Source organism: Rathayibacter iranicus NCPPB 2253 = VKM Ac-1602, from assembly GCF_003149025.1.
Taxonomy (GTDB): domain Bacteria; phylum Actinomycetota; class Actinomycetes; order Actinomycetales; family Microbacteriaceae; genus Rathayibacter; species Rathayibacter iranicus.
Window position 1 is genome coordinate 91441 of record NZ_QGDV01000005.1, and the last position, 24133, is coordinate 115573.

Genomic DNA, 24133 nt, shown 5'->3' on the forward strand with positions numbered 1-24133 from the left:
GCCGAGTCCAGCGTGCGGTGCGGCGCAGGGCGCGGCTAGCGGCCGTGGGCCAAAAGGTCAGCCGCTGATAGTGTGACGAGTCCTGCGTCCGCGCACTGACCCGGCGCCCGAGCCCGCACGAACTGGACCCATGCAGCCCGAGACCTCGACGGACGACCTCTCCGGCCTGCCGGGCGTGTCGTACGTCATGCCCGTGCTGAACGAGGTCACCCACGTGCGCGCGGCAGTCGATTCGTTGCTGGGCCAGGACTACTCTGGGCCGTTCGACATCGTGCTCGCCCTCGCGCCGAGCATCGACGGCACCGAGGAACTCGTCGCCGAACTCAGCGCGGCCGATCCGCGGATCCGCGTCGTGGACAACGAGGTCGGTTCCACGCCCGCGGGGCTCAATGCGGCCATTCGCGCCTCGCGGTACCCGGTGGTCGTGCGAGTAGACGCGCACTCCGTGCTGCCGCCCGAGTACGCGCGCACGGCGGTCGAGGCGCTCCAGCGCTCCGGGGCCGCGAACGTCGGCGGGGTGATGGCAGCAGAGGGGATCACCCCCTTTCAGAGGGCCGTCGCCCGCGCCTACGGCTCCCGGATCGGCCTGGGCGGCACCCCGCACCACGTCGGGGGGCAGGAGGGTCCGGCCGACACGGTCTACCTCGGAGTCTTTCGCCGCTCGGCGCTCGCGCGTGCAGGCCTCTTCGACGAGCGCTTCAAGCGCGGTCAGGACTGGGAGCTGAACCGGCGTCTGCGCGAGGGCGGCGAGGTTGTCTGGTTCACTCCGCGTCTCACCGTGACCTATCGGCCGCGGCCATCGCTGCGCGCGCTGCTGCGCCAGTTCCTCTCGACCGGGATGTGGCGCGGCGAGCTGACTCGGATGTTCCCGGCCTCGCGCTCGCTCCGCTACTTCGCCCCGCCGCTGCTCGTGGCGCTGCTCGCGCTCGGGCTCGTCGCGGGCCTGGGCGGAGTCGCGCAGGCGCTCACCCACGCGGCACCGTGGCTGCTGCTCGGCTGTGCGGTCCCGGTGGGCTATCTCCTCGTGGTCGCCGCCGCGGCACTCGCGGTCGCACGGCAGGACGGTGCCCGTGCGATGCTGTGGTTCGCCGTGGTCATCCCGGCGATCCACGTCGCCTGGGGCACCGGCTTCGTGCTCGGCTTCGCCGGGTTGACCAGCAACATCTCCGCCCACCGCCACCAGCCGCGGTCCGACTCGCCGAGGGGCGCATGACCACGAGACCCCGCTCTCTCGCCGAACTTCGAGCGGTCACGCAACCGCCGGACGTCCGCGGGCGCCGCAACGCCGAGCACTGGACCGCCTCGCTGTACCTCCGCCGCCTCTCGCCGTACCTGACCTGGCTGCTCGTGCGGACGCCGATCTCGGCGAACGGCGTGACGGGGCTGATGATTCTGGTGGGCTGGAGTGCCGCCGCCGCGCTGGTGATTCCGGGAATTGCCGGGGCCGCGCTGGCGCTGCTCCTCGGCCAGGTGCAGATGCTCGTCGACTGTTGCGACGGTGAGGTCGCGCGTTGGCGCCGCACCTCGTCGCCGGCGGGCGTGTTTTTGGACAAGGTGGGCCACTACACGACGGAGGCGCTGATCCCGATCGCCCTCGGCCTCCGCGCGGCGGGCTTCCCGTTCGAGGCGCCGGAGGATTTCCTCTGGACGAGCGTGGGCTTCGCGCTCGCGCTCGTGATCGTGCTGAACAAGGCCTTGAACGACATGGTGCATGTCGCGCGGGCGAACGCGGGGCTGACGAAGTTGGCCGACACGAAGGGAGAGGCGGCTGTGTCCTCTTCCGGACTGGCACGCTTGCGCCGCGCGGCCCGTTTCCTGCCGTTCCACCGGCTCTACCACTCCGTCGAGCTGACCATGCTGGCGTTCGCCGCAGCCCTGGTGGGCCTCGTCGTGGGAGCGGGGATCGCCGATCGTGTCTTGGTCGGGGCGCTGCTGCCACTCGCCCTGCTCGCTCTGGTGGGTCATTTCGTCGCGATCATGGCCTCTCGGCGTGTTCGCGCCTGAGCCGAGGGTCGGAGTCGTCGTGCTCAGCCAGGGAACGCGGCCCGATGACCTCGCCGTGGGCCTCGCGAGCGTGCGTGCGCAGGAGGGGGTCGAACTGGACGTCGTCTGCGTCGGTAACGGCTGGGAGCCCGAGAGCCTGCCCGACGGTGTGCGCGCGCTCGCGCTCCCCGAGAATCTCGGCATCCCCGCGGGTCGCAACGCCGGAGCGGCCGTCGTCGAAGGGGAGTACCTGTTCTTCCTGGATGACGATGCTCGCGTACCCTCGCCGCGCTTCCTGCTCGACTCCGTAGCCCTGCTCGCGTCACCGCGCCGGATCGGGCTCGTGCAGCCCCGGGTCGACAGCACCGACGGCTCGCCGAGCCCGCGGCGGTGGATTCCGCGCATCCGCAAGGGCGACCCACGTCGCTCCGGCCCCGTCTTCTCGGTGTGGGAGGGAGCCGTCGTGCTGCGCCGCGATGTCTTCGCCCAGGCGGGCGGCTGGGCCGCTCCCTTCTTCTATGCGCACGAGGGTATCGAGCTGGCGTGGCGGGTCTGGGGCACCGGTCGCACGGTCTGGTACGCCGGCGATCTCGTCGCGCAGCATCCGGTTATCCAGCCGACCCGTCATGCGGACTACTACCGGCTGAACGCGCGGAACCGGGTCTGGCTCGCGCGGCGCAACCTCGCCGCTCCGCTCGCCGCGGCCTATATCGGCTCGTGGACGGCGATCCAGTGCCTGCGCTGGCGCCGCGACCAGGCCGCCCTGCGTGCGTGGTGGGCCGGCTGGCGGGAGGGCTGGCGATCCGATCCGGGTGGGCGGCGCGTGCTCTCGGCGCGCACGGTGCTCCGGATGACGTTCGCCGGGCGTCCGCCGATCGTCTAGCATCGGGGAATCCGCCCCCGCCGGGGCCCCGAAAGGACGACGGTGTTCGATTCGACTCAGCTCTCCCCGACCGAGCGTGCCAAAGCGGAGGCGAGGCTCGCTGAGCCGGATCTCCTCGCGGCCGTCCGCGGACGCCTCGGCCCCGTCGATGACGAGTTCCGTGAGCGGCTCGACGCGCACCTCCCGCGGTTGGTTGAACTGCTATCCGCGGTCTACGTGGGCCGCGACGACCTCGCCGACCAGCTCGTCGCGATCGTCGAACTCGCTGCCGCCTCGTGGGAGGAGCGGCCCGAAGAGTTGCGAGCCCACGACCGTGCCCGCGAGCTGAACCCGGACTGGTTCCTCTCGAACAAGGCGCTCGGCGGTGTCTGCTACGTCGATCGCTTCGCCGTCGATCTCGAGGGTCTGCGCGCTGAAATCCCGTACTTCTGCGAGATTGGGCTGAACTACCTGCACCTGATGCCGCTGTTCGATGCACCGGAGGGGGAGTCGGACGGCGGCTACGCCGTGTCGAGTTATCGGCGGGTGCGGCCCGATCTGGGCGACATGGAGCAGTTGCGCCTGCTGGCCGCCGAGCTGCGCGAGCAGGGCATTGCGCTGGTCGTCGACTTCGTCTTCAACCACACATCGAACGAGCACGAGTGGGCGCAGCGGGCGCTGGCCGGCGAGCAGCGTTTCGAGGACTACTACTGGATCTTCCCGGATCGTGAGCAGCCGGACGCCTTCGAGCGCACCACCCGCGAGATTTTCCCCGACGATCATCCCGGCTCCTTTGTGCAGCTCGAGGACGGCCGCTGGGTGTGGACGACGTTCCACCGCTACCAGTGGGACCTCAACTACGCCAACCCAGAAGTGTTCCGTGCCATGGCGGGGGAGATGCTGTTCCTCGCCAATCAGGGCATCGACGCCCTACGGATGGACGCGGTGGCGTTCATCTGGAAGGAGCTCGGCACGAGCTGCGAGTCGCAGCCGCAGGCGCACCTCCTCTTGCGCGCGTTCAACGAGGTCTGCCGCCTGGCGGCTCCGGCGCTGTTGTTCAAGTCCGAGGCGATCGTGCATCCCGACGAGGTGATCGAGTACATCGATGTCGAGGAGTGCCAGCTCTCGTATAACCCGCTGCAGATGGCGCTGACCTGGGAGGCGCTGGCCACGCGCGACGTTCGTCTGCTCTCCCACGCGTTGGAGCGTCGGCATGCGCTGCCCGCGGGCACGGCCTGGGTCAACTATGTGCGCGGCCATGACGACATCGGCTGGACCTTCGCCGACGAAGACGCGGCCGAGCTGGGGATCGACGCGGCCGGGCATCGGAGGTTCCTGAACGACTTCTACACCGGCCACTTCGACGGGACCTTCGCCCGCGGAGTGCCGTTCCAAGAGAATCCGCGGACGGGGGACCGGCGCGTATCGGGGACGACGGCCTCGCTGGCCGGGATCGAGGCAGGCGATCCCTACGGCATCGACCGAGTCCTCCTCGCGCACTCGATCATGCTGAGTTCCGGCGGACTGCCACTGCTCTACCTCGGTGATGAGGTCGCTCAGCTCAACGATCACAGCTACCTCGACGACCCCGAGAAGGCCGGTGATTCGCGGTGGGTCAATCGGCCCCGGCGCCCTCGGGAACGCTACGCCGAGCGCGAGGTCCCGGGGACGGCAGCGAGCGAGATTTTCGGCGGGCTCCTGCACTTGATCGCTGTGCGCAAGGCGACGCCGATGTTCGCGGGCACTGCGCTGACCAGCTTCGATGCGGTGAACGACCATGTCTTGGGCTACCAGCGCCCGGGCGACGGCGAGGCGGTGCTGGTGCTCGTCAACGTGTCGGAGGAGGTGCAGGAGGTTGCGCCCCAGCGCTTTGGTGGGTTCGTCCCGGAGGCGGTTGACCTGGTCACCGAGACCGGCGTCGACTTGCGCGAGGGCTTCCGGCTGGCGCCGCTCCAGTTCGTCTGGTTGCGGGTGACCCCGGTCTAAGGGGTTCGCGGTACCCCCGATCCGGGGGCCGTCGCCGGTAGCCTGATGAGGATGACTTCCGCCCCTCGCGACCTCCTCGACCGCCTCCGTACCGACGCGCGCCTCGCCGTCACGATGGCCGGTGAGCTGCTGGCGGCCCGGCGGGCCCGCGGCTCGGTCGCGCGCCTGCTCGCCGCGCGCGGTCCTCTGCCGCAGGGCCGCTTCGACGTGGGCGTCTACTTCGCCGACGGCGACATCAATCTTTACCAGGTGCGGCAGTGGTACCGGCCACTCGCCCAGCTCGCGCGGACGCATCCGGTCGTACTGCTCAGCCGCACCGCGAGCGCCGCCGACGTCTTGCTGCGCGAAAGCCCGATCCCGGTCGCCTACGTCCGCTCGGTCGCCGACCTCGAGAGCACCATCGCGAGCCAGCCGCTGCGCGTGATCCTGTATGTCAATCAGAACGCGCGCAACTTCCAGATGATGCGGTATGGGCGCCGCTGGCACGTCTTCGTCAACCACGGCGAGAGCGACAAGATGTACATGACGACCAATCAGTTCAAGGCGTACGACTACAGCCTGATCGCCGGAGACGCCGCACTCGCCCGTCTGCACCGCGTGCTCTGGAACTATGACTTCGAGACTCGCGCTCTGGCCATTGGGCGCCCGCAGGCCGACCACTTCGCAGGCGACACACCTTTCGAGCCGGACGAGCGCCGGGTCATCCTCTACGCGCCGACCTGGGAGGGCGACCGGCCGGCGGCGGGATACGGCTCGATCCGTAGCCACGGCGTCGCGCTCGTTCGGGCGCTGCTCGCCGATCACCGCTTTCGCGTGGTGTACCGCCCGCACCCGAGAAGCGGCGCCGTCGACTCCGACTACGCGGCGGCGGACCGTGAGATCGTTGCGATGATCGCCTCCGCGAACGCCGCCGACCCTGCCGCCCGGCACGTGCACGACACCGGTGCCGAACTCGGCTGGCAACTAGCGGTCGCCGACCTCGCGGTGCTCGACGTGTCGGCGATGGTCTACGACCGGCTCGCGACGGGACGACCACTGCTGGTGACCCGGCCGACGAGTTCCGCGGCCGACGTGGATGAGTCCGGCTATCTGGGCGACGCGGAGTGGCTGCTCGCCGAGGACGCCGCCGCGGTCGTTGCGCGAATCGAGACGGCCGAGCACGACACTGTGGCAATCGAGCGGTTGCAGCGCTGGGTGGCCCACTACTTCGGTGATACATCGCCTGGAGCCGCGACCCGCCGATTTGAGGCGGCACTCGAGCATCTGCTCGCCGAGTGGGAGCGGCATGCCGCCCTCCACCGTGACGACGCGGTCATCGACGACCACGATCCCGAGGGCTGACTCCGCGACTCCGCTCGCCCTGCTGCTCTGGCAGTTCGCTCGTGGACGGTGCCTCGATCAGGCGACGGAACCAGCTCGCGTCAAGGGTGGGCGGCGCCGCCGGGAGGCCCGCCCGGGTTTCGATACGCTCGATCCATGATCCTCCCGCGCGCCTTCGCCCGCTCCCGCCGGCGCCGGTCGGCTCCCGCTCAGCCAGCGGCCGAGCCGGACATCGTGGTCTCGACCGATCCGGAGAAGCCGGTCTTCACGATCCGCTCCTTCCGCATCGGCCTCTTCGGCGGTCTGGGGGTGCTGGTTGCCCTCGTCCTCGGCGGCCTCGCCGTCCAGCTCAGCACGGTGCTCACCTACATTTTCGTGGCGATGTTCTTCGCGCTCGGCTTGGATCCGCTGGTCTCGTGGCTTGAGCGCAAGCGCCTACCCCGGCCGCTGGCGATCACGGCGGTCTTCACAGCGGTCGTGCTGATCTTCGCCGGGCTGCTGATCTACATCATCCCAATCCTCGTCGAGCAGCTGACGATGTTCGTCACCAGCGCCCCGGAGATCATCACCGACATCGCCGCGCAGCCGTGGGTGCTCGACCTCGAGCGGCAGCTGCGCGGCGTCATCGACATCGACGAGCTGATCGCCAACGCACAGGGCGTCCTCGGCAACCCGAACAACCTGCTCTCGCTGGGCGGCGGGCTGCTCGCCGTCGGGACGGGGATCGCGAGCGGAGTGACCGGCGCCATCATCGTCCTGATCCTCACCCTGTATTTCCTCGCCTCCCTCCGCTCGATGAAGGCGGTCGCCTACCGATTCGCGCCGGCCTCGCACCGAGCGAAGGCGCACGAGGTCGGTGACGAGATCACCGGTGCGGTCGGCCGCTATGTCGTCGGGCAGGTGACCCTCGCCGGTGTGAACGGCGTGCTGACGTTCATCCTGCTTCTTGTCATCGGCGGCCCTGTGCCGGCGCTGCTGGCGTGCGTGGCGTTCCTGGGCTCGCTGATCCCGCTCGTCGGCACGATCTCCGGAGCGGTCATCATCTCGCTCGCGTGCTTGCTCGCCTCGCCGCTGACCGCTCTCGTCGCGGCGTGCTACTACCTCGTCTACATGCAGGTCGAGGCCTACGTCCTCAGTCCGCGGATCATGAACAGGGCTGTCTCGGTGCCAGGAGCAGTCGTCGTGATCGCGGCAGTGGCGGGCGGCACTATCGCGGGCGTGCTCGGTGCGCTTGTCGCGATCCCGGTCGCCGCGTCGGTCATCATCGTCGTGCAGAAGGTCGTCTTCCCGCGGCAGGACGCGAAGTAGCACGCGGCTCGTCTGCACTCAGCGGTAGGGCGGCGCGGAGTTATCGACCGCGGCGACGAAGCGCGCGACGGAGTTGGGCACGCGCGGTGCCTCCTCCTCGGCGGGCAGTGGGGCAAGGGTGCGCGTGACGAGCGGCACCACTCCCGCCCAGACTCCAGGTTGCGGCTGGTCTCCGGCCCCTGCCGCGCGCACCTTCACACTCGCCTCCGCGAGCGGGAGGCGCAGCACGAGGGTCGCTGCGATGTCCCGCGCGGTGTTTGGCCGCACCTCGTCGGCACGGCCAGGAAGCAGGCGCGCAACCAGCAGGTCGAGGGCGCGCGCCTTCTCCTCGCCCTCCACCGCCTCCGCCCGCCCGATGACCATCGCCGAGCGGTAATTCATCGAACTGTCGAACGTCGTTCGGGCCACGACCAGGCCATCGACGAGCGTGACGGAGGCGGTGAGAAGGGAGCCGCGCGCCGCCTCGCGCAAGAGCCCACCGCCGCTTGACCCGTGCAGCAAAAGGGAATCGCCGTCGCGGGCGAACAGGGTCGGCAGCACGATTGCTACCCCGTCGCGGACGACGGCGACGTGCGCGATCAGCGCCTCATCGAGGATCGCGTGCAGCTCGGCGGGGTCGGTGCGCTGGCGCTCTCGGAGCCGGGTCACGCGGGTGCGGTCGGTCGTGGGCAGGGTGTCCATACAGAGATCCTCGCCTGCATCGTGGATCTGTCACGATGCCACTGGGCCGCAATCGAAGTGGTCCAGAACGGAGTGACCGATGGCGTCCGGCGATCTCGAAATTCCGCTGCAGCTCGGCCCGATAGCGCGAGGAGGGGTGCGGGCTGCTCTCGCCCAGGCGCTACGACAGGCGGTGCTCGACGGTCGCTACCGAGCCGGTGATCCGATCCCCGCGAGCCGAGTTCTCGCCGAAAAACTGGGCGTCTCGCGCGGCTCCGTCGTCGCGGCCGTCGATCAGCTCGTGGGGGAGGGCTACCTGGTCGCGCACCCTCGCGCGGCAGTGACCGTCGCCTCCGACGGACTGCTGGCGCCGCCACCACTGCGCCTGCGGCCGGGTGCCGCTCCCCGCGCCGCGACCGACAGGGTCGCCGACCTCCGTCCAGGTCGCCCCGACACCAGAGCCCTAGACACGCCGGAGTGGCGGTCAGCCTGGCGGACGGTTCTCTCGAGGCCCCCGTCCGCCGCTCCGCCTGCCTCCGGGGATCCTGGTCTGCGGGAGCAGATCGCCGAGCAGTTGCGCCGGTCGCGCGGCGTCGACGTCGATGCCTCCGACGTGCTGGTGACCAGTGGCACGGCCGCAGCAGTCGCGCTGCTCGCGCGCGCTGCCTCCGCCTCGCTCGGACGGCCGGTGCGCATCGCGGTCGAGGATCCGGGCTATCCCGCCGTCCGTCGCCGCCTCCACTCGGGTGGGCACGAGGTGGTCGGCGTCCCCGTCCGCGGCGACGGCATCGACCTCGACGCGCTCGCCGACTCCGGAGCCGACGTTGTCGTGGTGACCCCCTCGCATCAATACCCGACCGGTGGCCGGCTCGCTCTGGCCGAGCGGCTCGAGCTGGTCCGTCGCGCGTCGGACGGGCGGCTGCTCGTGGTGGAGGACGACTACGACAGCGAGTTCCGCTACGTCGGGGCGCCTCTGCCCGCGCTCGCCTCCCTCGACTCGGGTGGTGGAGTCGCGCACGTGGGCTCCTTCTCGAAGACGATCTCGCCGTGGCTCCGGATCGCGTACCTCGCCGTCCCGCCCTCGTCGTGGCTCCGTGGAGCGTTGATTGCCTTAAACGACGAGCGCGATGCGTCCGCCTCGGGCCCGACTCAGGCTGCGCTCGCGGAGTACATGGCGAGCGGGGCGTTCCGACGGCATCTGGCCCGCTCCCGGCGTCGGTATGCGCACCGCCGCGAGCTGGTCCGCGGATTCGCAGAGAATCTCCCCTGGGGTCGAGCGAGCGGACTCGACGGCGGGCTGCACGTCGTCCTCTCGCTGCCCGCGCCGCTGGAGTCCGCAGCGGTCGCTGCCGCGCTGCTTCGGGAGGGGCTCCTCGTCGCCACAGTGCACGATTACGCGTTCTCGGGCCGGTCCGGCACCGAGGCGCTCGTGCTCGGCTACGGCCATTCCGGCGATCTGGAGGTGACCTCTGCGCTCGCCCTGATCGACCGCACCGTTCGGGCACTGAGCCTCGCCGCCCGCCGTGGTATCCCTGAAGGATGACCCGCGACTTCGCCCTGCACATCACCGACGATCCCGACGCTGACGCCCTGCTCAGCCGCGACCCGCTCGCCCTGCTGATCGGGATGCTCCTCGACCAGCAGGTCGCGATGGAGACCGCATTCTCGGGTCCGCTCAAGATTGAGCAGCGCCTCGCCGAGGCCGGCGCGGCCTTCGATGCCGCCTCGATTGCAGGATTCGACGAAGACGCCTTTTCGGAGCTGTGCCGCACGCCGCCGGCAGTCCACCGTTACCCGGTGAATATGGCCGGCCGCGTGCAGGATCTGTGCCGCGCGGTGATCGACGACTGGGACGGCGACGCGTCCGCTCTGTGGACTCGAGACGACCCCGATGGTCGCACCGTTCTCGCCCGCGTGAAGGGTCTGCCGGGCTTCGGCGAGCAGAAGGCGCGGATCTTCTTGGCGCTGCTGGGCAAGCAGTGCGGTTTCGGCGGCGTGGGCTGGCGCGAGGCCGCGGGTGTTTACGGCGAGGAGGGTTCGTTCCGCTCGGTCGCCGACATCGTCTCGCCGGAGTCGCTGACGAAGGTCCGCGCGACGAAGCAGGCCGCCAAGGCCGCCGCCAAGGCCGCGAAGTAGCCGTCTCCCGGCTCGCACGATTCCCCTCGGCCGGAGCGCCGTAGCCGCCGTAGGCCCTGTGAAGGCCCGAGCCGTTCGCAACCGAGGTGGAGAACCCGGATTCGCCCCGTTGGAGCCGGATTTCGAGCGCCCAACCTCGGTTACGGACGCTGCCGGCCCAGCCCCTCCGTGTTCCACCGGTAGAGCGAGCCATCGACCCGCTGCCGGCCGCGTCCGCGGGCCCTCGATGGCAAACACCGGCGCCTAGAGCCGATCCTCCACCGTCGCGATGAGCGCGGCGCGGTCCTCGCGCAGGATCGACGCGCCGCCACCCGGCACGGTACGCACCTCGACGCCGCGATCGCCGAGCACCCCGCGGAGCGAGTCGTGCCCGAGCGGGTCCTGCGGAAGTACCGCGAGCGTCGGTACCGGAAAGCTCTCCGGCGCCTCGGCCGCGCCACGCGCAGTCAGCCCGTCGGACGACGTCGGGTCCCAGAGCCCGAGAGCCGACACGTCGAGCCCGATCTGCTCGTCTGTCCAGATCGGGTGGCGGTGGCGGAGGGAGTCGGCGTCACCGGTCTCGACGTGGGCGACAGATCGAGCACGGCGCAGGGCAGTCGCCAGGCCGCGCGCGTCCGAGTAGGCCGGGTCGAGCAGGATGAGCCGCTGTGCTCGGTACTCCGGAGCGAGCCGCGCCGCGACGACGGCGCCGAGGCCATGCCCGATGATCAGGTCAGGAGTCTGCAGCATGGAGGCGCGCACGTCTTCGGCCCAGCGCTCGGGCGAATAGATGGGGGACGCAGGCGAGCCGCCGTGCCCGGCCAGGTCCGGCGCGAGCACGCGGTAACCGCGCTCGTGCAGCGTCGGCACGAGGGTGTACCAGATTCGGGAGTCGGAGCCGAGCCCGTGCAGAAGCAGCGCCACGCGCTCGCCCGCTCCGCCGTAATCGCGCACGTAGAGTTCCAGCGGCTCAGCGGACCCCGCGGCCAGCGCCTTCTGTTCAGCGCGGCTCGGCTTGAGCACCAGCGTGTTCCCGAATGCCTGCGGTGCTGGTCCGAACGCGTCGCGGGCGCTCTGCACGACCTTGCGCCCGAGCATCGCGTTCCCGACCCCGCCGAGCGCGGCTCCGATCCCGAACGGCATCGCCCGGCCAACGAGTCCAGCCCCCTGCTGTGCGAGGAAGTGCTTCGCAAACGACTTCTTCGCTCGGTCGGCCAGCTCGCCGACGAGGAACGACGGCAGCCCCTTGGTCACGACCGACCCCCAGTACTGGTTGAGCCCTGTGCCTCCTCCCACGGCCTGCCCGGCGACCTGGCGCACCATCTCGCTGCCAGAGGAGCCCATCATCAGCGTCAGCACAAGGGCTCGGGCTCGGTCCGGGTCGTCGAGGGGGATGCCGTGCACCTCCGTCACTGACTGTGCGAAGAGCGCGCTGGCCTCCAGGAAGCCAGCGGCTCCGGCTCCCGAGAGGGCCACCGAGGCCGCGGTGCCGATGCCCGGGACGACGGCGGTCGCACCGATCGCGGCTCCACCGGCGGTCACGCTCGAGAGATACTGCCGCTCGAGCGAGGTGATGATCTGTTCAGGAGTGGCGGACGGGCGGCGGCGGCGCAGCGCGCGGATGTTGGCGAGTACGGCCGGCCGTTGCACGGCGAGCAGGCGATCCAGCATCCGGGCGAGCTGCGCATTCTCGGCAGCCCCGGGGCCCTCGGAGCGTTCCCACTCGCGGGCTTCATCGACTCGGGCCTTCTTGAGCGCGCGTTCGCGCTTGCGGTCCTTCTGGGCCATGTCGTGCACTCCTGCGTCCTCGGGGCGCCGGAGCGGTCAGTTGTCGGCGACGGTGTTCTCGGCTGGCGCACCCTCCACGGTCGACGCCGCGCTGTTCCGCGGTAGTGGCCTGTCCCGCGGTCTCGGCGCGTAGTCCTCAGCGTATCGCGCGAGCACCTCCTCGATCCCCGCGTCCAGAACCAAGCGGCCCTTGTCCAGGTACAGCCCGCGAGTGCAGAAGCGGCGGAGGTCGCGTTCGTTGTGCGAGACGAAAAAGAGGGAGCGGCCGGAGGCGAGGAGTTCCTCGATTCGGGCATAGCACTTCTCGCGGAACGCCGTGTCGCCGACGGCAAGCACCTCGTCGACCAGGATGATCGGCTCTTCGAGCCGCGAGACAACTGAGAACGCGATGCGCACCTTCATCCCACTGGACAGGTGCTTGTAGGGGGTGTCGAGAAAGTCGCCGATTTCGGCGAACTCGATGATCGAGTCGAAGCGGACGTCGACCTCGCGCTTGGACATCCCGTGCAGCCCGGCCGTGAGGTAGACGTTCTCCCGCACGCTGAGGTCGGCGACGAAGCCGCCGGTGATCTCGATCAGCGGAGCGACGCCTCCGCGCACGTGAACGGCGCCTTCATCGGGTAGCACCACGCCCGCGACCAGCTTGAGTAGCGTCGACTTGCCCTGTCCGTTGCGTCCTACGACCCCAATCGCCTCGCCGGCGCGCACCTGCACGTCCAGTCCGCGCAGGGCCCAGAACTCATCGGGGCGGGATCGGCGTGAGCGTCCGGCGAAGAGGTCCTTGAAGGAGCGGCGCCCGCGACGGTTGCGGCGGAAGCGAATACCGAGGTCGCGGCACTCGATGACCACGGGGGCGTCGGCCATTACAGCTCCTTCAGCACTGCGTGCTCCGAGCGGCGGAAGACCATCATTCCGAGGGCCAGCATGAGCAGCGAGATCCCCGCGGAGGAGAGGATCAGCGGCACGTCGAGTTCGCTTTCGAAAAAGGCGGAGCGGTAGAGCGCGAAGATCCCGCTGAGCGGATTGAGCGCGGCGAACGGACGGATCTGCTCGGGCAGATTCGCGGTCGAGTAGATGATCGGCGACGCGTAGAAGAGGAAGCGCAGCACGAGCTTGACCGCCCGCTCCAAGTCCCGGAAGAACACGACGAGCGGAGCGACGAGCAGGCCGACACCGAGCGTGAGCACCCCCTGGAGGAGGATCGCCACCGGGAACAGCAGCGCCGACCAGGTCAGGTGCGCCCCGGCGATCACAGCGAACAGCACCAGCACGGGCAGGCTTGCCACGAACTCGATGCCTTTGGAGAGCACGATCCGCCCCACCCAGATGGTGCGCGGGATCGAGGTTGAGCGCACCAACTTTGCCTCGCGAAGGAACGCGCGGGTCGCATCGGACGTCGCCTGGGTGAACCACATCCAGGGCAGCAGGCCCGCGAGCAGGAACACGATGTAGGGGTCCTCGCCGACAGTCCGCTGGAAGACGACGGTGAAGACGAAGTAATAAATGCCCGACATCACGAGCGGGTCGAGCACCGACCAGACATAGCCGAGCGCGCTCGTCGCATAGCGGACCGTCAGGTCGCGCTTCGTCAGCAACCAGAGCGAGTGCCGGTAACGCCACGCCCGCGAGCGCCGGTGGCGCAGCGCCGTTTCGGAGGCAAGGAGGTCGGCGGCGCTCACAGCGTACGACTCCTCCCCACCGGCCCTGCCCGAGCCGGATGAGGAACCGCCGGCGTCAGACGAAGAGGTTCGCGCGCTCAAGGTCCTCGGCGAAGTCCACCTCGACCGCGTACAGGTCGGAAATATCCATCGGCTCGACGAGCAGTCTGTCCTGCTCGATCGCCCACTCTATTCCACGCTCGAAGTAGTCCTGCGCGTCCACCCGGGCGAGCTGACGTGCCAGCGCGGCCTTGTCGGAGGCGGACACGTAGTTGATTCCGACGGCTTCGCCGAGTCCTCCGTGCACCGTCTTGGACAGCTCGTCGATGAAGCCCTCGGCGCTTGTCGTGTACTTGACCTCCTCGTCCGAGACTTTCGCGGTGTTGACGGTGACGAAGGAGATCTCCCTCGCGATCAGCCCGGCGGCCCGGTCGAGGACGCGCGGGTCGAAGACGACATCGCCGTTCATCCACAGCACCCCGCCCTGGCCGCTCGCCTGCAGAGCGCGGAGCAGGCTCTTGGAGGTGTTGGTCTGGTCGTACTGCTCGTTATAGACGAACGCCGCCGAAGGGAAGGCCTCAATGATGTGTTCGAGCTTGTAGCCGACCACGATGCTGATCGGCACACTCCTGCCGAACGCGTGGTGGATGTTGTCGAACTGCTGCTGCATGATCGTGCGGCCGTCGCTGAGTGGCGTGAGTGGCTTCGGGAGGGAGCGACCGAGGCGGCTGCCCACCCCGGCGGCGAGAATGACGACGGAGGCGAGGTTGCGGTTCGTCGTCGGACCTGGGCGCGTCATCGTGTCTTCTCCTCGAATTCAGTCGCCGGGCACCGGAGGGACGGTTTTCGGCAATGAGACAGAGTGTACTATTCGCCCCCCTCGTTTCGGGGTGGTTGACCTTTCGCAGTCTCGTCCGCGCGCCCGGCGCGGGCGCCGGGGCCTCGGAAGCGAGTTGGTACCGTAGCCGGATGACGTCCGCGACGAACGCCGATCCCGCCGAGCGTGCAGCCGAGGACACCGCAGGCTCCGAGAGCGGCTCTCCCGTCGTCCTCGAACTGACCCAATTGACCCGAACTTTCGGGCGGATAGTGGCGGTCGACCGCATTGATCTGGCCGTTCGCGCCGGCACCTTCTCCGGGATCATCGGCCCCAACGGGGCGGGTAAGACCACGACCCTCTCGATGATGACGGGCCTTCTCCGCCCCGACACTGGCCGCGTGCTCGTGCACGGCGTCGACGTGTGGAAGGACCCCGCGGCCGCGAAGCCACTGATCGGTGTGCTGCCTGACCGCCTCCGTCTCTTCGACCGGCTGACCGGAGCTCAGTTCCTCGCCTACTCGGCCGCTTTGCGCGGCATCGACGTGCCGACGGCGAAGCAGCGCATGCTCGAACTCGCCGACGCGCTCGGCCTCACCGACGCTCTGGAGCGGCTGATCTCGGACTACTCCGCGGGCATGGCTAAGAAGGTGGCGCTCGCCGGCGCGATGATCCACGCGCCGCGCGTCCTGGTGCTCGACGAGCCGTTCGAGTCCGTCGATCCCGTCTCCTCCGCCGCCGTGATCACCGTGCTCCGCCGGTTCGTTGCGGGAGGCGGCACCGTCGTGCTCTCGAGTCACGGGCTCGATTTCATCGAGCGCGTGTGTGATGACGTCGCCGTGATCGTCGGCGGGAGGGTTCTCGCCTCCGGATCGGTCGCCGAGGTCGCCGGCGCCGCCACTCTTGAGGAGCGCTTCCTCGAACTCGCGGGCGGTAAGCAGATCGCCGAGGGGCTGCAGTGGTTGCACGACTTCTCCGGCTGAGGATCGACGTCCTGCTCGGCGCCTTCCGTTCCGGGCCCGCGCGCTCGGCCGGCGCGGTACTCGGCGTGCTCGTGGTCATCGCAGTCACCGCCGGGCTCCTCGCCGCGCTCGGGGCGCTGCACTCCGCGCCGGAAGCTGCCGCGGGTGCCGTGGCGACCGGTGGCGGTCTGATCGGCCTCGGCTTCCTCGTGCTCCCGTTCCTTCTTGGCCCGCTCGACCCGATGGACCCGCGGGCCTTCCGGCTCTTCGGTCTGCCGACGGTCCGTCTCGCCGGCGCGCTCGCACTCGCGGGGCTCGTCTCGCTGCCCGTCCTCGCGCTGCTGGTCCTGGGGCTGGCGAGCGTTCCTCTCTTCCCCGGCGCTGGGGCGCTTGCGCTGCTCGGTCCACTCCTCGGCGTGGTGACGGCGACCCTCTTCGCGCGGATCGGCCTCGCCGCCTCCGCCGCTCTTGTCCCGTCACGCACGGCCCGCGAGCTGCTCGCCGTACTCGGACTGGTCCTCCTGCTCGCCTGCCCGATTGCTCTCGGGGTGGCCGCGGTGCTCGACACCGGCGAGTCTCCGGTATTCGATCGCTGGGGCGTGGCTCTCGGAGCGACTCCCTTCGGCGCCGCCTGGGCCATCGCTCCCGCCGCCGTGACGGGCGAAGCGGCCCGACCGCTGGTCGTCGCCCTCCTCACGGTGCTGGCCGCGTCCGCACTGTGGTGGCTTGTCGTGCGGATCCTCACCGAGCGTCCAGAACGTACCTCCCGTCCGCCGCGTGGCCTGCGACTGGGCTGGTTCGACGTGCTCGGCTCGAGTCGCACGGGCGCGATAGCCGCTCGCAGTATCACGTACTGGCTGCGCGACCCCCGCTATCAGATGTCGCTGGTGGCAGTGCCGCTGCTCCCGATCGCGGCGCTCCTGCTTCTCGCGCTGGTCGGCGTGCCGTTCCCGTTGCTCTCTTTGCTGCCGGTGCCCTTGATCGCGCTCTTCCTCGGCTGGTTCCTGCACAATGACGTGGCCTACGACGGTTCCGCCTTCTGGCTGCACGTCGCGGCGGGTGTGCGCGGCTGGTCCGACCGGCTCGGCCGCGCGTTTCCGACTCTCCTGCTCGGACTCCCGGTCGTGGTCGTTGGATCGCTGGTGAGCAGTGCGGCCTCCGCCCAGCCCGGCGCTCTGCCCGTGATCCTGGCGGTCAACACCTGCCTGCTGCTCGTTCCCGCGGGAGTGGCCAGTGCGGTCTCGGCCGCTCTCGCCTATCCGGCGCCTCGGCCGGGCGACAGTGCTTTCGTCCAGCCTCAGGCGCCGGGCGCGAGTGGTGCCGGGGCCCAGTCGCTCGCGTTCGGCCTGGGCTTGCTTCTCTCGGCGCCCGCCGTGGTGCTCGCCGTGCGCGCGCTCTTCGTCGATCCGGAGTCGGCCGGCGTCGCCGTGCTCGTGGGCTTCGGCAGCGCCGTGGTCGCCTTCGCCCTCGGCGTGCTGATCGGAGGCTGGTTGTTCGAGCGTCGCGCCACCGAACTCGTCGCCTTCACCAGCCGCTACTAGCGCGTGGCCGATCCGCGTCCGCCCCGCTCGGTCGTCGCGATAATTGCCTGGTGAACCATGAGGCGCCGCACCTCGGTCCCTCGCTCCTCACCCAGTGTCCGACCAGCCCTAGCGGAGCAGTGCTTCCAGCTCGGTCACGATGAGATCGGGGCGGGTGAGAAACGGATGGTGCCCGGTCGGTATGTCGACCGAGCGTGTCGCCCGTGCTGCATGGAAGCGCTGCAGTGCGACCGTGGTGCTGCGATCCCCGGTGCAGACGACGTAGGTCGAGTCGACACCCTGCCAGCCCGCGGCCGTTGTCGGTGTCGAGAAGGCGGCGGCCGACTGGCTGGTCACGCGGTCCCACGCTCCAGCGCGGTCCTCGTCGTCGGCGTCCTGGAGGAACCGCGCGGCGAACGATGCGGCGTCGTAGCCGGAGATGTGAAGGGAACCGTCGGGAAGGAGTCCGATCCGCACCGGATCCGGTTCGCCGCTCATGACCGCGCCCTGCGAGAGGCCGACCTCCGGCAGGTAGGACGAGATGAGCAGCAGACCCGCGACGGCAGGATGGGCGCCGGCCTCGGCGATCACGGTGCCACCGTAGGAGTGGCCGACGAGGACCGCTCCGTCGCTCTCGTCGAGCGCGTTTCGCAGAGCCGCAGCGTCGGCGACAAGGCCCGCGGGCGCCTCCGAATCGCCGTCGCCTTCACCGCAGGAGGGGAGAGCGAGCGACCGGCTGCGGACGCCCGTTCGCTTCTCGAGCAGGGCGGCAGCGCGACGCCACCACCAGCCGCCGTCGCGCACCAGTGCGCCGTGTACGAAGAGCAGTTCCACGGGGTCTCCTTTTCGGGCTGTCGTCTGAACGGAGATGACAGCTCGACGCTAGCCTCCGCGCGTAGGATCGTCGGCATGATTCTGCGCGCCGAGAACAGCAGCACTGATCCCCTTGAGGGCGGCGGGGGAACCGCCATCCTCGATCGCGAACTCGAAGAACTCCTCAACCAGGAGTCCATTGAGCCCGGCGACCACGAGCGCTTCTCCCACTACGTGCCGAAGGACAAGATTCTCGAGAGCGCGCTCACGGGCAAGCCGGTCCGCGCGCTCTGCGGCAAGAAGTGGCTCCCGGGCCGCGACCCGGAGAAGTTTCCGGTCTGCCCGGCCTGCAAAGAGATCTACGCGAAGATGAAGTGACGTTCGGCGCCGTCACTCGTAGCGGGTCGGGATAACCGGCTCGCCCCGGCCGAGGCGCTGGGCGTCCTGCGGGAGTTCGAGCACCGCGTTCGCCTGGTGCGCTCGTGCCATAGCGACACCCTCGAAGCCGAGGTGCTCAGAACGGATCTCGCCGTTCTCGATCATCGGGACGAGGAGCGCCCGCTCGCTCTCGCCGACCGCGCCCTCGGGACCCGCGCCGACGTGCACGACCTCGGCTTCGGCGACGCCGTCCTCCGAGAGGAGGCGACCCGCGGCCTTGCGCCCGCCGATCGACGCCTTTGAAACCGACTTCTTCGCGACCGCGACCCAGTCGCCTGCGTCGTCCTCGTGGGCGACGAGCTTGTAGACCATTCCGGCCGTCGGGTGCCCGGAGCCGGTGGCGACCGAGGTCCCGACGCCGTAGGAGTCGACGGGGGAGGCGGCCAGGGCAGCAATGCCGTACTCGTCGAGATCGTTGGTGACCGTGATCCGGGTTCCCGTCGCGCCGAGGGCGTCGAGTTGCGCGCGCACCTGCGCGACCTGCTGCGGAAGATCGCCGGAGTCGATCCGTACAGCTCCGAGACCGGTGCCTGCTACCCGGACGGCGAGGTCGACGGCCGCGGTTACGTCGTAGGTGTCGACCAGCAGCGTGGTGCCGGGGCCGAGCGCGGCGACCTGGGCGCGGAACGCTTGCTCCTCACTGTCGTGCAGCAGGGTGAACGCATGAGCGGAGGTGCCCATGGTCGGCACCCCGAAGCTGCGGCCCGCTTCCACGTTCGAGGTGGCGCCGAAGCCGGCGATGTACGCGGCACGGGCCGCCGCGACTGCCGAGCGCTCTCCCGCCCTGCGCGAGCCCATCTCGGCCAGTGGTCTGCCGTCGGCGGCCGAGACCATCCGCGCCGCTGCGCTCGCAATGGCGCTGTCGTGGTTGAGGACGCTGAGCACCACGGTCTCGAGTAGGACGCCGTCGGCGAATGGCGCCTCGACGATCAGCACGGGCGAGCCGGGGAAATAGATCTCCCCCTCTCGGTACCCCCAGACATCGCCCCGGAATCGGTAGTCGGCGAGCCAGTCGAGCGTGCGGGAGTCGACCACGCGGTTCTCGCGCAACCACGACAGCTCGTCATCGCCAAAGCGGAACCGCGAGATCAGCTCGAGCAGACGTCCGGTTCCGGCGAGGACGCCATAACGGCGGCCCGGTGGGAGACTCCTGGCGAACACTTCGAACATGCAGCGACGGTCGGCGGTGCCGCTGCCGAGGGCGCCCTCGACCATCGTGAGTTCGTAGCGGTCGGTGAGGAAGGCCGTCGAATCCATCCGGACAGTGTTCCACGGCGGCTGTCGGAGGGTGGATTTCCGGCGCGCCGCGCCCAGCCGAGGGTTCTCCGGCGTCGCCCGGGCCGGGCGCCCGGGCGCGGGTAGGCTGTTCCTCCGTGACGGACGCACCGCTGGGCATCTTCGACTCCGGAGTCGGCGGGCTCACCGTCGCCCGCTCCATCATCGACCAGCTGCAGAACGAGTCGATCGTCTATCTCGGCGACACCGCCCACTCGCCCTACGGACCCAAGCCGCTCGCCGATGTCCGCGCCTACGCCCTCGACACGCTCGACACTCTGGTGGATCAGGGCGCGAAGCTGCTGGTCATCGCCTGCAACACCGCCTCGGCCGCAATGATGCGCGACGCTCGCGAGCGCTACACCCTTGGCCGCGGGATTCCCGTGATCGAGGTCATCCATCCGGCCGTCCGCAGCGCTGTGCGCGACACCCGCAACCGCCGCGTCGGCGTGATCGGTACCGTCGGCACGATTCGCTCCCGCGCCTACGACGACGCCTTCGTCGCCGCGCCCGACTTGCACCTCGTCACCGCCGCCTGTCCGCGCTTCGTCGAGTTCGTCGAAGCGGGCGTTACCTGGAGCGACGAGCTGCTCGCCGTGGCGGAGGAGTACCTCGCCCCGCTCAAGGCGGCCGGCGTCGACACACTCGTTCTCGGCTGCACGCACTACCCACTGCTGCGCGGAGCAATCGCCTACGTGATGGGCCCGGACGTCCGCCTCGTCTCGAGCGCCGAGGAGACCGCCCTCGACGTGTACCGGACGCTCGTCGCTCACGGCCTGCAACGCACCTCTGCCGAACCGCCCAGCTACCGCTGGGAGGAGACGGGCTCGAGCGACTTCGTCCGCCTTGCCCGCCGCTTCCTCGGCCCCGAGGTCTCGAGTGTCGACCTCGTCGAAACCGGCACTATCAACCTGCGCGAGCTCGACCGGGCCGCGCTCCCGAACGACCGAGGGAGACCCGAGTGACCGATAGCACTGCACCGCAGGCAACGCGCAAAGACGGCCGCGCGCCCGACGAGCTGCGCACCGTGACGATCGAGCGCGGCTGGAGCACCCAGGCCGAGGGCTCCGCGCTCGTCTCGTTCGGCACCACGAAAGTGCTGTGCACGGCTTCCTTCACCGCCGGAGTGCCGCGCTGGTTGCAGGGCAAGGGAAAGGGCTGGGTCACCGCGGAGTACGCGATGCTGCCCCGCTCCACCAACTCCCGGATGGATCGCGAGTCGGTCAAGGGCAAAGTGGGCGGACGCACTCACGAGATCTCGCGCCTGATCGGGCGGAGCCTGCGCGCCGTCGTCGACACCAAGGCGCTCGGCGAAAATACCCTCGTGATCGACTGTGACGTCCTCCAGGCCGACGGCGGCACTCGCACCGCCGCGATCACCGGCGCCTACGTGGCGATGGTCGACGCGATCGAGTGGGCCCGCGGCAAGAAGTACGTGGGGCAGAAGGCTCAACCGCTGATCGACAGCCTCTCGGCCGTGTCTGTCGGCATCATCGACGGCGTCCCGATGCTCGACCTGGCCTACGTCGAGGACGTCCGCGCCGAGACCGACATGAACGTCGTCGTCACCGGCCGGGGCCTGTTCGTCGAGGTGCAGGGCACCGCCGAGGGAGCCCCCTTTGACCGCCGCGAACTCGACGCTCTGCTGGATCTCGCGCTCGCCGGTGCCGCCGACCTCGCCCGCATCCAGGCCGAGGCGCTCGCCGCGGAGCCGAGCGCGTGAGTCTCGAACTCGTCCTCGCCTCCCACAACGCGGGCAAGGTGGAGGAGTTTCGGGCGATGCTGGCCGGTTCCGTCCCCGGAGTGGGCGTGCGCGCCTATGACGGGCCGGAGCCGATCGAGGACGGCGTCACCTTCGCCGAGAATGCACTGATCAAGGCTCGCGCGGCGGCCGCTCATACGGGCCTTGTGGCCCTGGCCGACGACTCTGGTCTCTGCGTCGATATGCTCGGCGGGGCTCCTGGGATCTTCTCGGCACGATGGTCGGGCCGTGCGCACGACGCGACGGCGAACCTCGAGTTGTTGCTCGCGCAGCTGCACGACGTCAAGGCCGAGCATCGCGGAGCGCAGTTCCGCTGCACCATCGCGCTGGTCGTTCCCGAGGCTGTGCTACCCGGTGGCCAGGAGACGGTGGTCGAAGGCCGCTGGGATGGCGCCCTCGCGACCGCCCCGCGCGGCACGAACGGCCACGGCTACGACCCGATCTTCATCCCCGAAACGGGCGCCCGGACGGCGGCGGAACTCCTCCCGGACCACAAGAACGCCCGCAGCCACCGCGCCCGAGCGTTCACCGCCCTGCGCGCCGAACTCACCACTCTCGCCGCCCGCCTCTAACCCCCGTCCCTCCGCCTCCACGAGAGGCCTCTGGGTACGCCTCCTTCGGCGTGTTGCGTACCGAAGAGGCATCTCGCGAGGGGGGAGGGGATCAGCGGCGTGGGGGCTTGCCGTCGAGGGTGTCGGCGTCGAGGACGTAGGCGGCTGACTCCGTGGAGTCGGTTTCGGGGTCGGCCGCGAGCTTTGCGCGGTGGCGCTGCTGGAAGAAGTGGAAGAGCGTCGGTATCACTGCGAGGGCGACGGCGCTGAGCAGGATGACGTCGATGTAGTGCGAGACGAACTGGGCGACCGGCGGGATGAAAGCCAACAGCCAGCCGATCAGCGTGACCCCGCTGCCCCAGATCAGCGCGCCGATCAGGTTATAGAGGCTGTATTTGCGGTAGTTCATGTGTGCGACCCCGGCCGCAATCGGCGCGAAGGTGCGGACGATCGGCACGAAGCGCGCGAGGACGACGGCGAGTCCGCCGAAGCGCTCGAAGAACACGTTGGTGCGCTTGACGTTCTCGATGCTGAAGAAGCCGGACTCCTTGCGCTCGAAGATGCGCGGGCCGGCCTTGTGCCCGATCAGGTAGCCGACCTCGCCGCCGATGAAGGCCGAGATGCCGATGGCCAGGCAGATCAGCCAGATCGGCACGCCGAGACCGCCATTGGAGGCGCTCTCGTGCGCCAGAAGGCCGGTGATGATGAGGAGGGTGTCGCCCGGGAACAGGAAGCCGATCAGCAGTCCCGTCTCAGCGAAGACGATGAGGCACACCACGAGAACGCCCCACGGGCCGAATGAGGTGAGGATCGTCTCCGGGTCGAGCCAGGGGACGAGGGCGGCATGTGTCAACGGGTCTCCAGTCGATCGGTGCCGAGCGGCCGGTCGATGGGTAGCTCGAGCGCGCCCAGCGTACTCGGCGATACCGTGCGGAAGGAGGGACTCGAACCCTCACGCCTTTCGGCACAGGAACCTAAATCCTGCGTGTCTGCCATTTCACCACTCCCGCGTGCGCGTTCCAGTGTAGGAGGCCGCCCGCCCGCGTCAGCCGCGGGGAGCGCTGCGCGGCAGATAGCGCGGAATCCAGCGGGAAAGAGCCCCGGCTCCGGCGAGTCCGAGCACGCCCACCGCGACCGCGGCGAAGGGAAGCGACACGGCCGCGGTGAGCGCCGAGACGACGAGTGGCGCGGCTGCATTGCCCGCGTCACCGGTGAAGCGGAACGCGCCGAGGAACGGGGCGGGGTCGGCTGGCGGAGCGAGGTCGGCTCCGATGGTCATCAGGATGCCCGAGCCGATCCCGTTCGCCGCGGCGAGCACGCACGCTACCGCGACGAACCAGGGCACCGGATCGGCGGCGAGGACGGAGGCGGCGAGCGCGAGGTGGCCGAGTCCGAGTCCGATCATGGAGGGAATCGCGGTCGCTCCCCGCCCGAAGCGATCCATCAGCTGGCCGCCCGCGTAGAAGAGCGCGAAGTCGAGTGCCCCGGCGACACCGATGATGATCGCCGTCTCCGTCCCGGCCAGCCCGATGCTGACCGCCCAGAGGGGGAGGATCAGCGTGCGGCTCGCACGCAGGGCGCCGATCACCGCAGCACCAGAGCCCATCCGGACGAGCACACCACGGTGCTCTCGCAGTGTCCCAAGAAGTGACTGGGCCGACTCCGGCACCGGCGCCGCATCGAGTGCCACGGCATCCGTCGTTCGCGCGCGCCGGAGGACCGTCGCCGGATCGGGCACCAGCACCAGCACGACGACCGCCGCGACGCAGCAAAGGATGTGCACCCAGAACACTGATTCGAGAGAACCGGTGAGGTGCACCACTCCCGCCGCGAGGAACGGCCCGATCAGCCAGCCCGCGCGGAATGCTCCTGCCAGAGCGCTCAGCGCCCGCGCCCGGTGGCTGATGGGCACGAACGAGGTCATGAACGCGTGCCGGGCCAGCGCAAAGACCGCGGTCGCGAGGCCGATCACGAACACGCCGAGCGTCAATCCGACCCACGAGGTCGCGACCAGGCAGACGACCAAGCCCAGGATCGACGCCGCCGAGGCGCTGAGCATCGCGCCACGCTCGCCGATTCGCGAGACGATCCAGCCGCTGGGGATGTCGCCCGCCAGTTCGCCGATCATGATCATCCCGGCCACGAGCCCCGCGAGTGCGAGCGTGGCTCCGAGGTCGCCAGCGACGGCAGGCAGGAGCGGGATGATCGCGCCCTCGCCGATCGAGAACAGCAGGGTCGGCAGGAAGGTCGACAGCAGCAGCGGCCCGACGGGAAAGGGGCGCGGTGCGGAGTCAGTCACTGACCCCAGGGTACGC

The 24133-nt window shown here is 69.7% G+C and carries 23 protein-coding genes and 1 tRNA gene; 14 read left to right on the forward strand and 10 right to left on the reverse strand.

The features are described 5' to 3' along the window. Positions 1-130 precede the first annotated feature (130 nt). The 6 genes from B0H03_RS07590 (at position 131) to B0H03_RS07615 (ending at position 7459) form a co-directional block, all read left to right on the forward strand. Complete coding sequence (locus B0H03_RS07590) at positions 131-1213, forward strand: glycosyltransferase family 2 protein (RefSeq protein WP_104263825.1); 1083 nt, start codon at positions 131-133, stop codon at positions 1211-1213. Continuing rightward, a complete protein-coding gene (locus B0H03_RS07595; RefSeq protein ID WP_104263826.1) occupies positions 1210-2004 on the forward strand; it encodes a CDP-alcohol phosphatidyltransferase family protein in 795 nt (264 codons plus the stop codon). The genes B0H03_RS07590 and B0H03_RS07595 overlap by 4 nt, the downstream gene beginning before the upstream one ends. Continuing rightward, on the forward strand, positions 1991-2866 hold the full coding sequence (locus B0H03_RS07600) for a glycosyltransferase family 2 protein (RefSeq protein WP_104263827.1): 876 nt from the start codon (positions 1991-1993) through the stop codon (positions 2864-2866). Before B0H03_RS07595 ends, B0H03_RS07600 begins: the two co-directional genes overlap by 14 nt. A 42-nt stretch (positions 2867-2908) precedes the next feature. Then, positions 2909-4831 (forward strand): alpha-amylase family protein, encoded by a 1923-nt coding sequence (locus tag B0H03_RS07605; protein ID WP_104263828.1) that lies wholly within the window; start codon positions 2909-2911, stop codon positions 4829-4831. 51 nt (positions 4832-4882) lie between these two features. Next, a complete protein-coding gene (locus B0H03_RS07610; RefSeq protein WP_419956892.1) occupies positions 4883-6172 on the forward strand; it encodes a hypothetical protein in 1290 nt (429 codons plus the stop codon). A gap of 135 nt (positions 6173-6307) precedes the next feature. After that, positions 6308-7459 (forward strand): AI-2E family transporter, encoded by a 1152-nt coding sequence (locus B0H03_RS07615; protein WP_104263829.1) that lies wholly within the window; start codon positions 6308-6310, stop codon positions 7457-7459. Positions 7460-7477: 18 nt separating this feature from the next. Here B0H03_RS07615 and B0H03_RS07620 read toward each other — a convergent pair whose 3' ends face one another. Continuing rightward, on the reverse strand, positions 7478-8140 hold the full coding sequence (locus B0H03_RS07620; RefSeq protein ID WP_104263830.1) for a pyridoxamine 5'-phosphate oxidase family protein: 663 nt from the start codon (positions 8138-8140) through the stop codon (positions 7478-7480). Positions 8141-8219: 79 nt separating this feature from the next. On the opposite strand from B0H03_RS07620, the gene pdxR reads away from it, so the two are divergent. Continuing rightward, the gene (gene pdxR / locus B0H03_RS07625; protein ID WP_104263831.1) at positions 8220-9662 is read left to right on the forward strand and encodes a MocR-like pyridoxine biosynthesis transcription factor PdxR; all 1443 of its coding nucleotides are present in this window, start codon (positions 8220-8222) and stop codon (positions 9660-9662) included. Continuing rightward, on the forward strand, positions 9659-10255 hold the full coding sequence (locus tag B0H03_RS07630; RefSeq protein ID WP_104263832.1) for an HhH-GPD-type base excision DNA repair protein: 597 nt from the start codon (positions 9659-9661) through the stop codon (positions 10253-10255). Before pdxR ends, B0H03_RS07630 begins: the two co-directional genes overlap by 4 nt. A gap of 243 nt (positions 10256-10498) precedes the next feature. Here B0H03_RS07630 and B0H03_RS07635 read toward each other — a convergent pair whose 3' ends face one another. From B0H03_RS07635 to B0H03_RS07650, 4 genes are read right to left on the reverse strand one after another with little or no spacing between them, the layout of a single operon-like run. Continuing rightward, a complete protein-coding gene (locus tag B0H03_RS07635) occupies positions 10499-12022 on the reverse strand; it encodes an alpha/beta hydrolase (protein WP_104263833.1) in 1524 nt (507 codons plus the stop codon). A 36-nt stretch (positions 12023-12058) separates the two neighbouring features. Further along, a complete protein-coding gene (locus tag B0H03_RS07640) occupies positions 12059-12886 on the reverse strand; it encodes an ABC transporter ATP-binding protein (protein WP_104263834.1) in 828 nt (275 codons plus the stop codon). Continuing rightward, positions 12886-13701, reverse strand: coding sequence for an ABC transporter permease (locus B0H03_RS07645; protein WP_419956893.1), 816 nt, complete (start codon positions 13699-13701; stop codon positions 12886-12888). Before B0H03_RS07645 ends, B0H03_RS07640 begins: the two co-directional genes overlap by 1 nt. A gap of 55 nt (positions 13702-13756) precedes the next feature. After that, positions 13757-14479, reverse strand: coding sequence for a phosphocholine cytidylyltransferase family protein (locus B0H03_RS07650; RefSeq protein WP_104263835.1), 723 nt, complete (start codon positions 14477-14479; stop codon positions 13757-13759). A 170-nt stretch (positions 14480-14649) separates the two neighbouring features. Between B0H03_RS07650 and B0H03_RS07655 the strand changes: the two genes are divergently transcribed. Together B0H03_RS07655 and B0H03_RS07660 are read left to right on the forward strand one after the other, a co-directional pair. Continuing rightward, on the forward strand, positions 14650-15480 hold the full coding sequence (locus B0H03_RS07655; protein WP_237399357.1) for an ABC transporter ATP-binding protein: 831 nt from the start codon (positions 14650-14652) through the stop codon (positions 15478-15480). Next, the gene (locus tag B0H03_RS07660; protein ID WP_104263837.1) at positions 15456-17000 is read left to right on the forward strand and encodes an ABC transporter permease; all 1545 of its coding nucleotides are present in this window, start codon (positions 15456-15458) and stop codon (positions 16998-17000) included. Before B0H03_RS07655 ends, B0H03_RS07660 begins: the two co-directional genes overlap by 25 nt. Before the next feature lie 108 nt (positions 17001-17108). Here B0H03_RS07660 and B0H03_RS07665 read toward each other — a convergent pair whose 3' ends face one another. Continuing rightward, positions 17109-17813, reverse strand: a complete 705-nt coding sequence (locus B0H03_RS07665) for an alpha/beta hydrolase (protein WP_104263838.1) — start codon at positions 17811-17813, stop codon at positions 17109-17111. Positions 17814-17888: 75 nt separating this feature from the next. Here B0H03_RS07665 and B0H03_RS07670 point away from each other — a divergent pair, with 75 nt between their 5' ends. Next, on the forward strand, positions 17889-18170 hold the full coding sequence (locus tag B0H03_RS07670) for a DUF3039 domain-containing protein (protein WP_104263839.1): 282 nt from the start codon (positions 17889-17891) through the stop codon (positions 18168-18170). 12 nt (positions 18171-18182) lie between these two features. On the opposite strand, the gene B0H03_RS07675 is transcribed toward B0H03_RS07670, so the two are convergent. Continuing rightward, entirely contained in the window at positions 18183-19487 is a 1305-nt protein-coding gene (locus B0H03_RS07675; RefSeq protein WP_104263840.1) for a nicotinate phosphoribosyltransferase, read from the reverse strand. A 116-nt stretch (positions 19488-19603) separates the two neighbouring features. Here B0H03_RS07675 and murI point away from each other — a divergent pair, with 116 nt between their 5' ends. From murI to rdgB, 3 genes are read left to right on the forward strand one after another with little or no spacing between them, the layout of a single operon-like run. Beyond that, entirely contained in the window at positions 19604-20470 is an 867-nt protein-coding gene (gene murI, locus B0H03_RS07680) for a glutamate racemase (protein WP_104263841.1), read from the forward strand. Beyond that, the gene (gene rph, locus B0H03_RS07685; protein ID WP_104263842.1) at positions 20467-21228 is read left to right on the forward strand and encodes a ribonuclease PH; all 762 of its coding nucleotides are present in this window, start codon (positions 20467-20469) and stop codon (positions 21226-21228) included. Before murI ends, rph begins: the two co-directional genes overlap by 4 nt. Beyond that, positions 21225-21839, forward strand: coding sequence for an RdgB/HAM1 family non-canonical purine NTP pyrophosphatase (gene rdgB, locus B0H03_RS07690; RefSeq protein ID WP_104263843.1), 615 nt, complete (start codon positions 21225-21227; stop codon positions 21837-21839). Before rph ends, rdgB begins: the two co-directional genes overlap by 4 nt. Before the next feature lie 91 nt (positions 21840-21930). On the opposite strand, the gene B0H03_RS07695 is transcribed toward rdgB, so the two are convergent. The 3 genes from B0H03_RS07695 to B0H03_RS07705 all read right to left on the reverse strand — a co-directional run bounded on the left by B0H03_RS07695 (position 21931) and on the right by B0H03_RS07705 (position 24117). Next, the gene (locus B0H03_RS07695; protein WP_104263844.1) at positions 21931-22671 is read right to left on the reverse strand and encodes a DedA family protein; all 741 of its coding nucleotides are present in this window, start codon (positions 22669-22671) and stop codon (positions 21931-21933) included. 76 nt (positions 22672-22747) lie between these two features. After that, positions 22748-22828 (reverse strand) — tRNA-Leu (locus B0H03_RS07700). Positions 22829-22863: 35 nt separating this feature from the next. Continuing rightward, the gene (locus B0H03_RS07705; protein WP_241560368.1) at positions 22864-24117 is read right to left on the reverse strand and encodes an MFS transporter; all 1254 of its coding nucleotides are present in this window, start codon (positions 24115-24117) and stop codon (positions 22864-22866) included. Positions 24118-24133 lie beyond the last annotated feature (16 nt).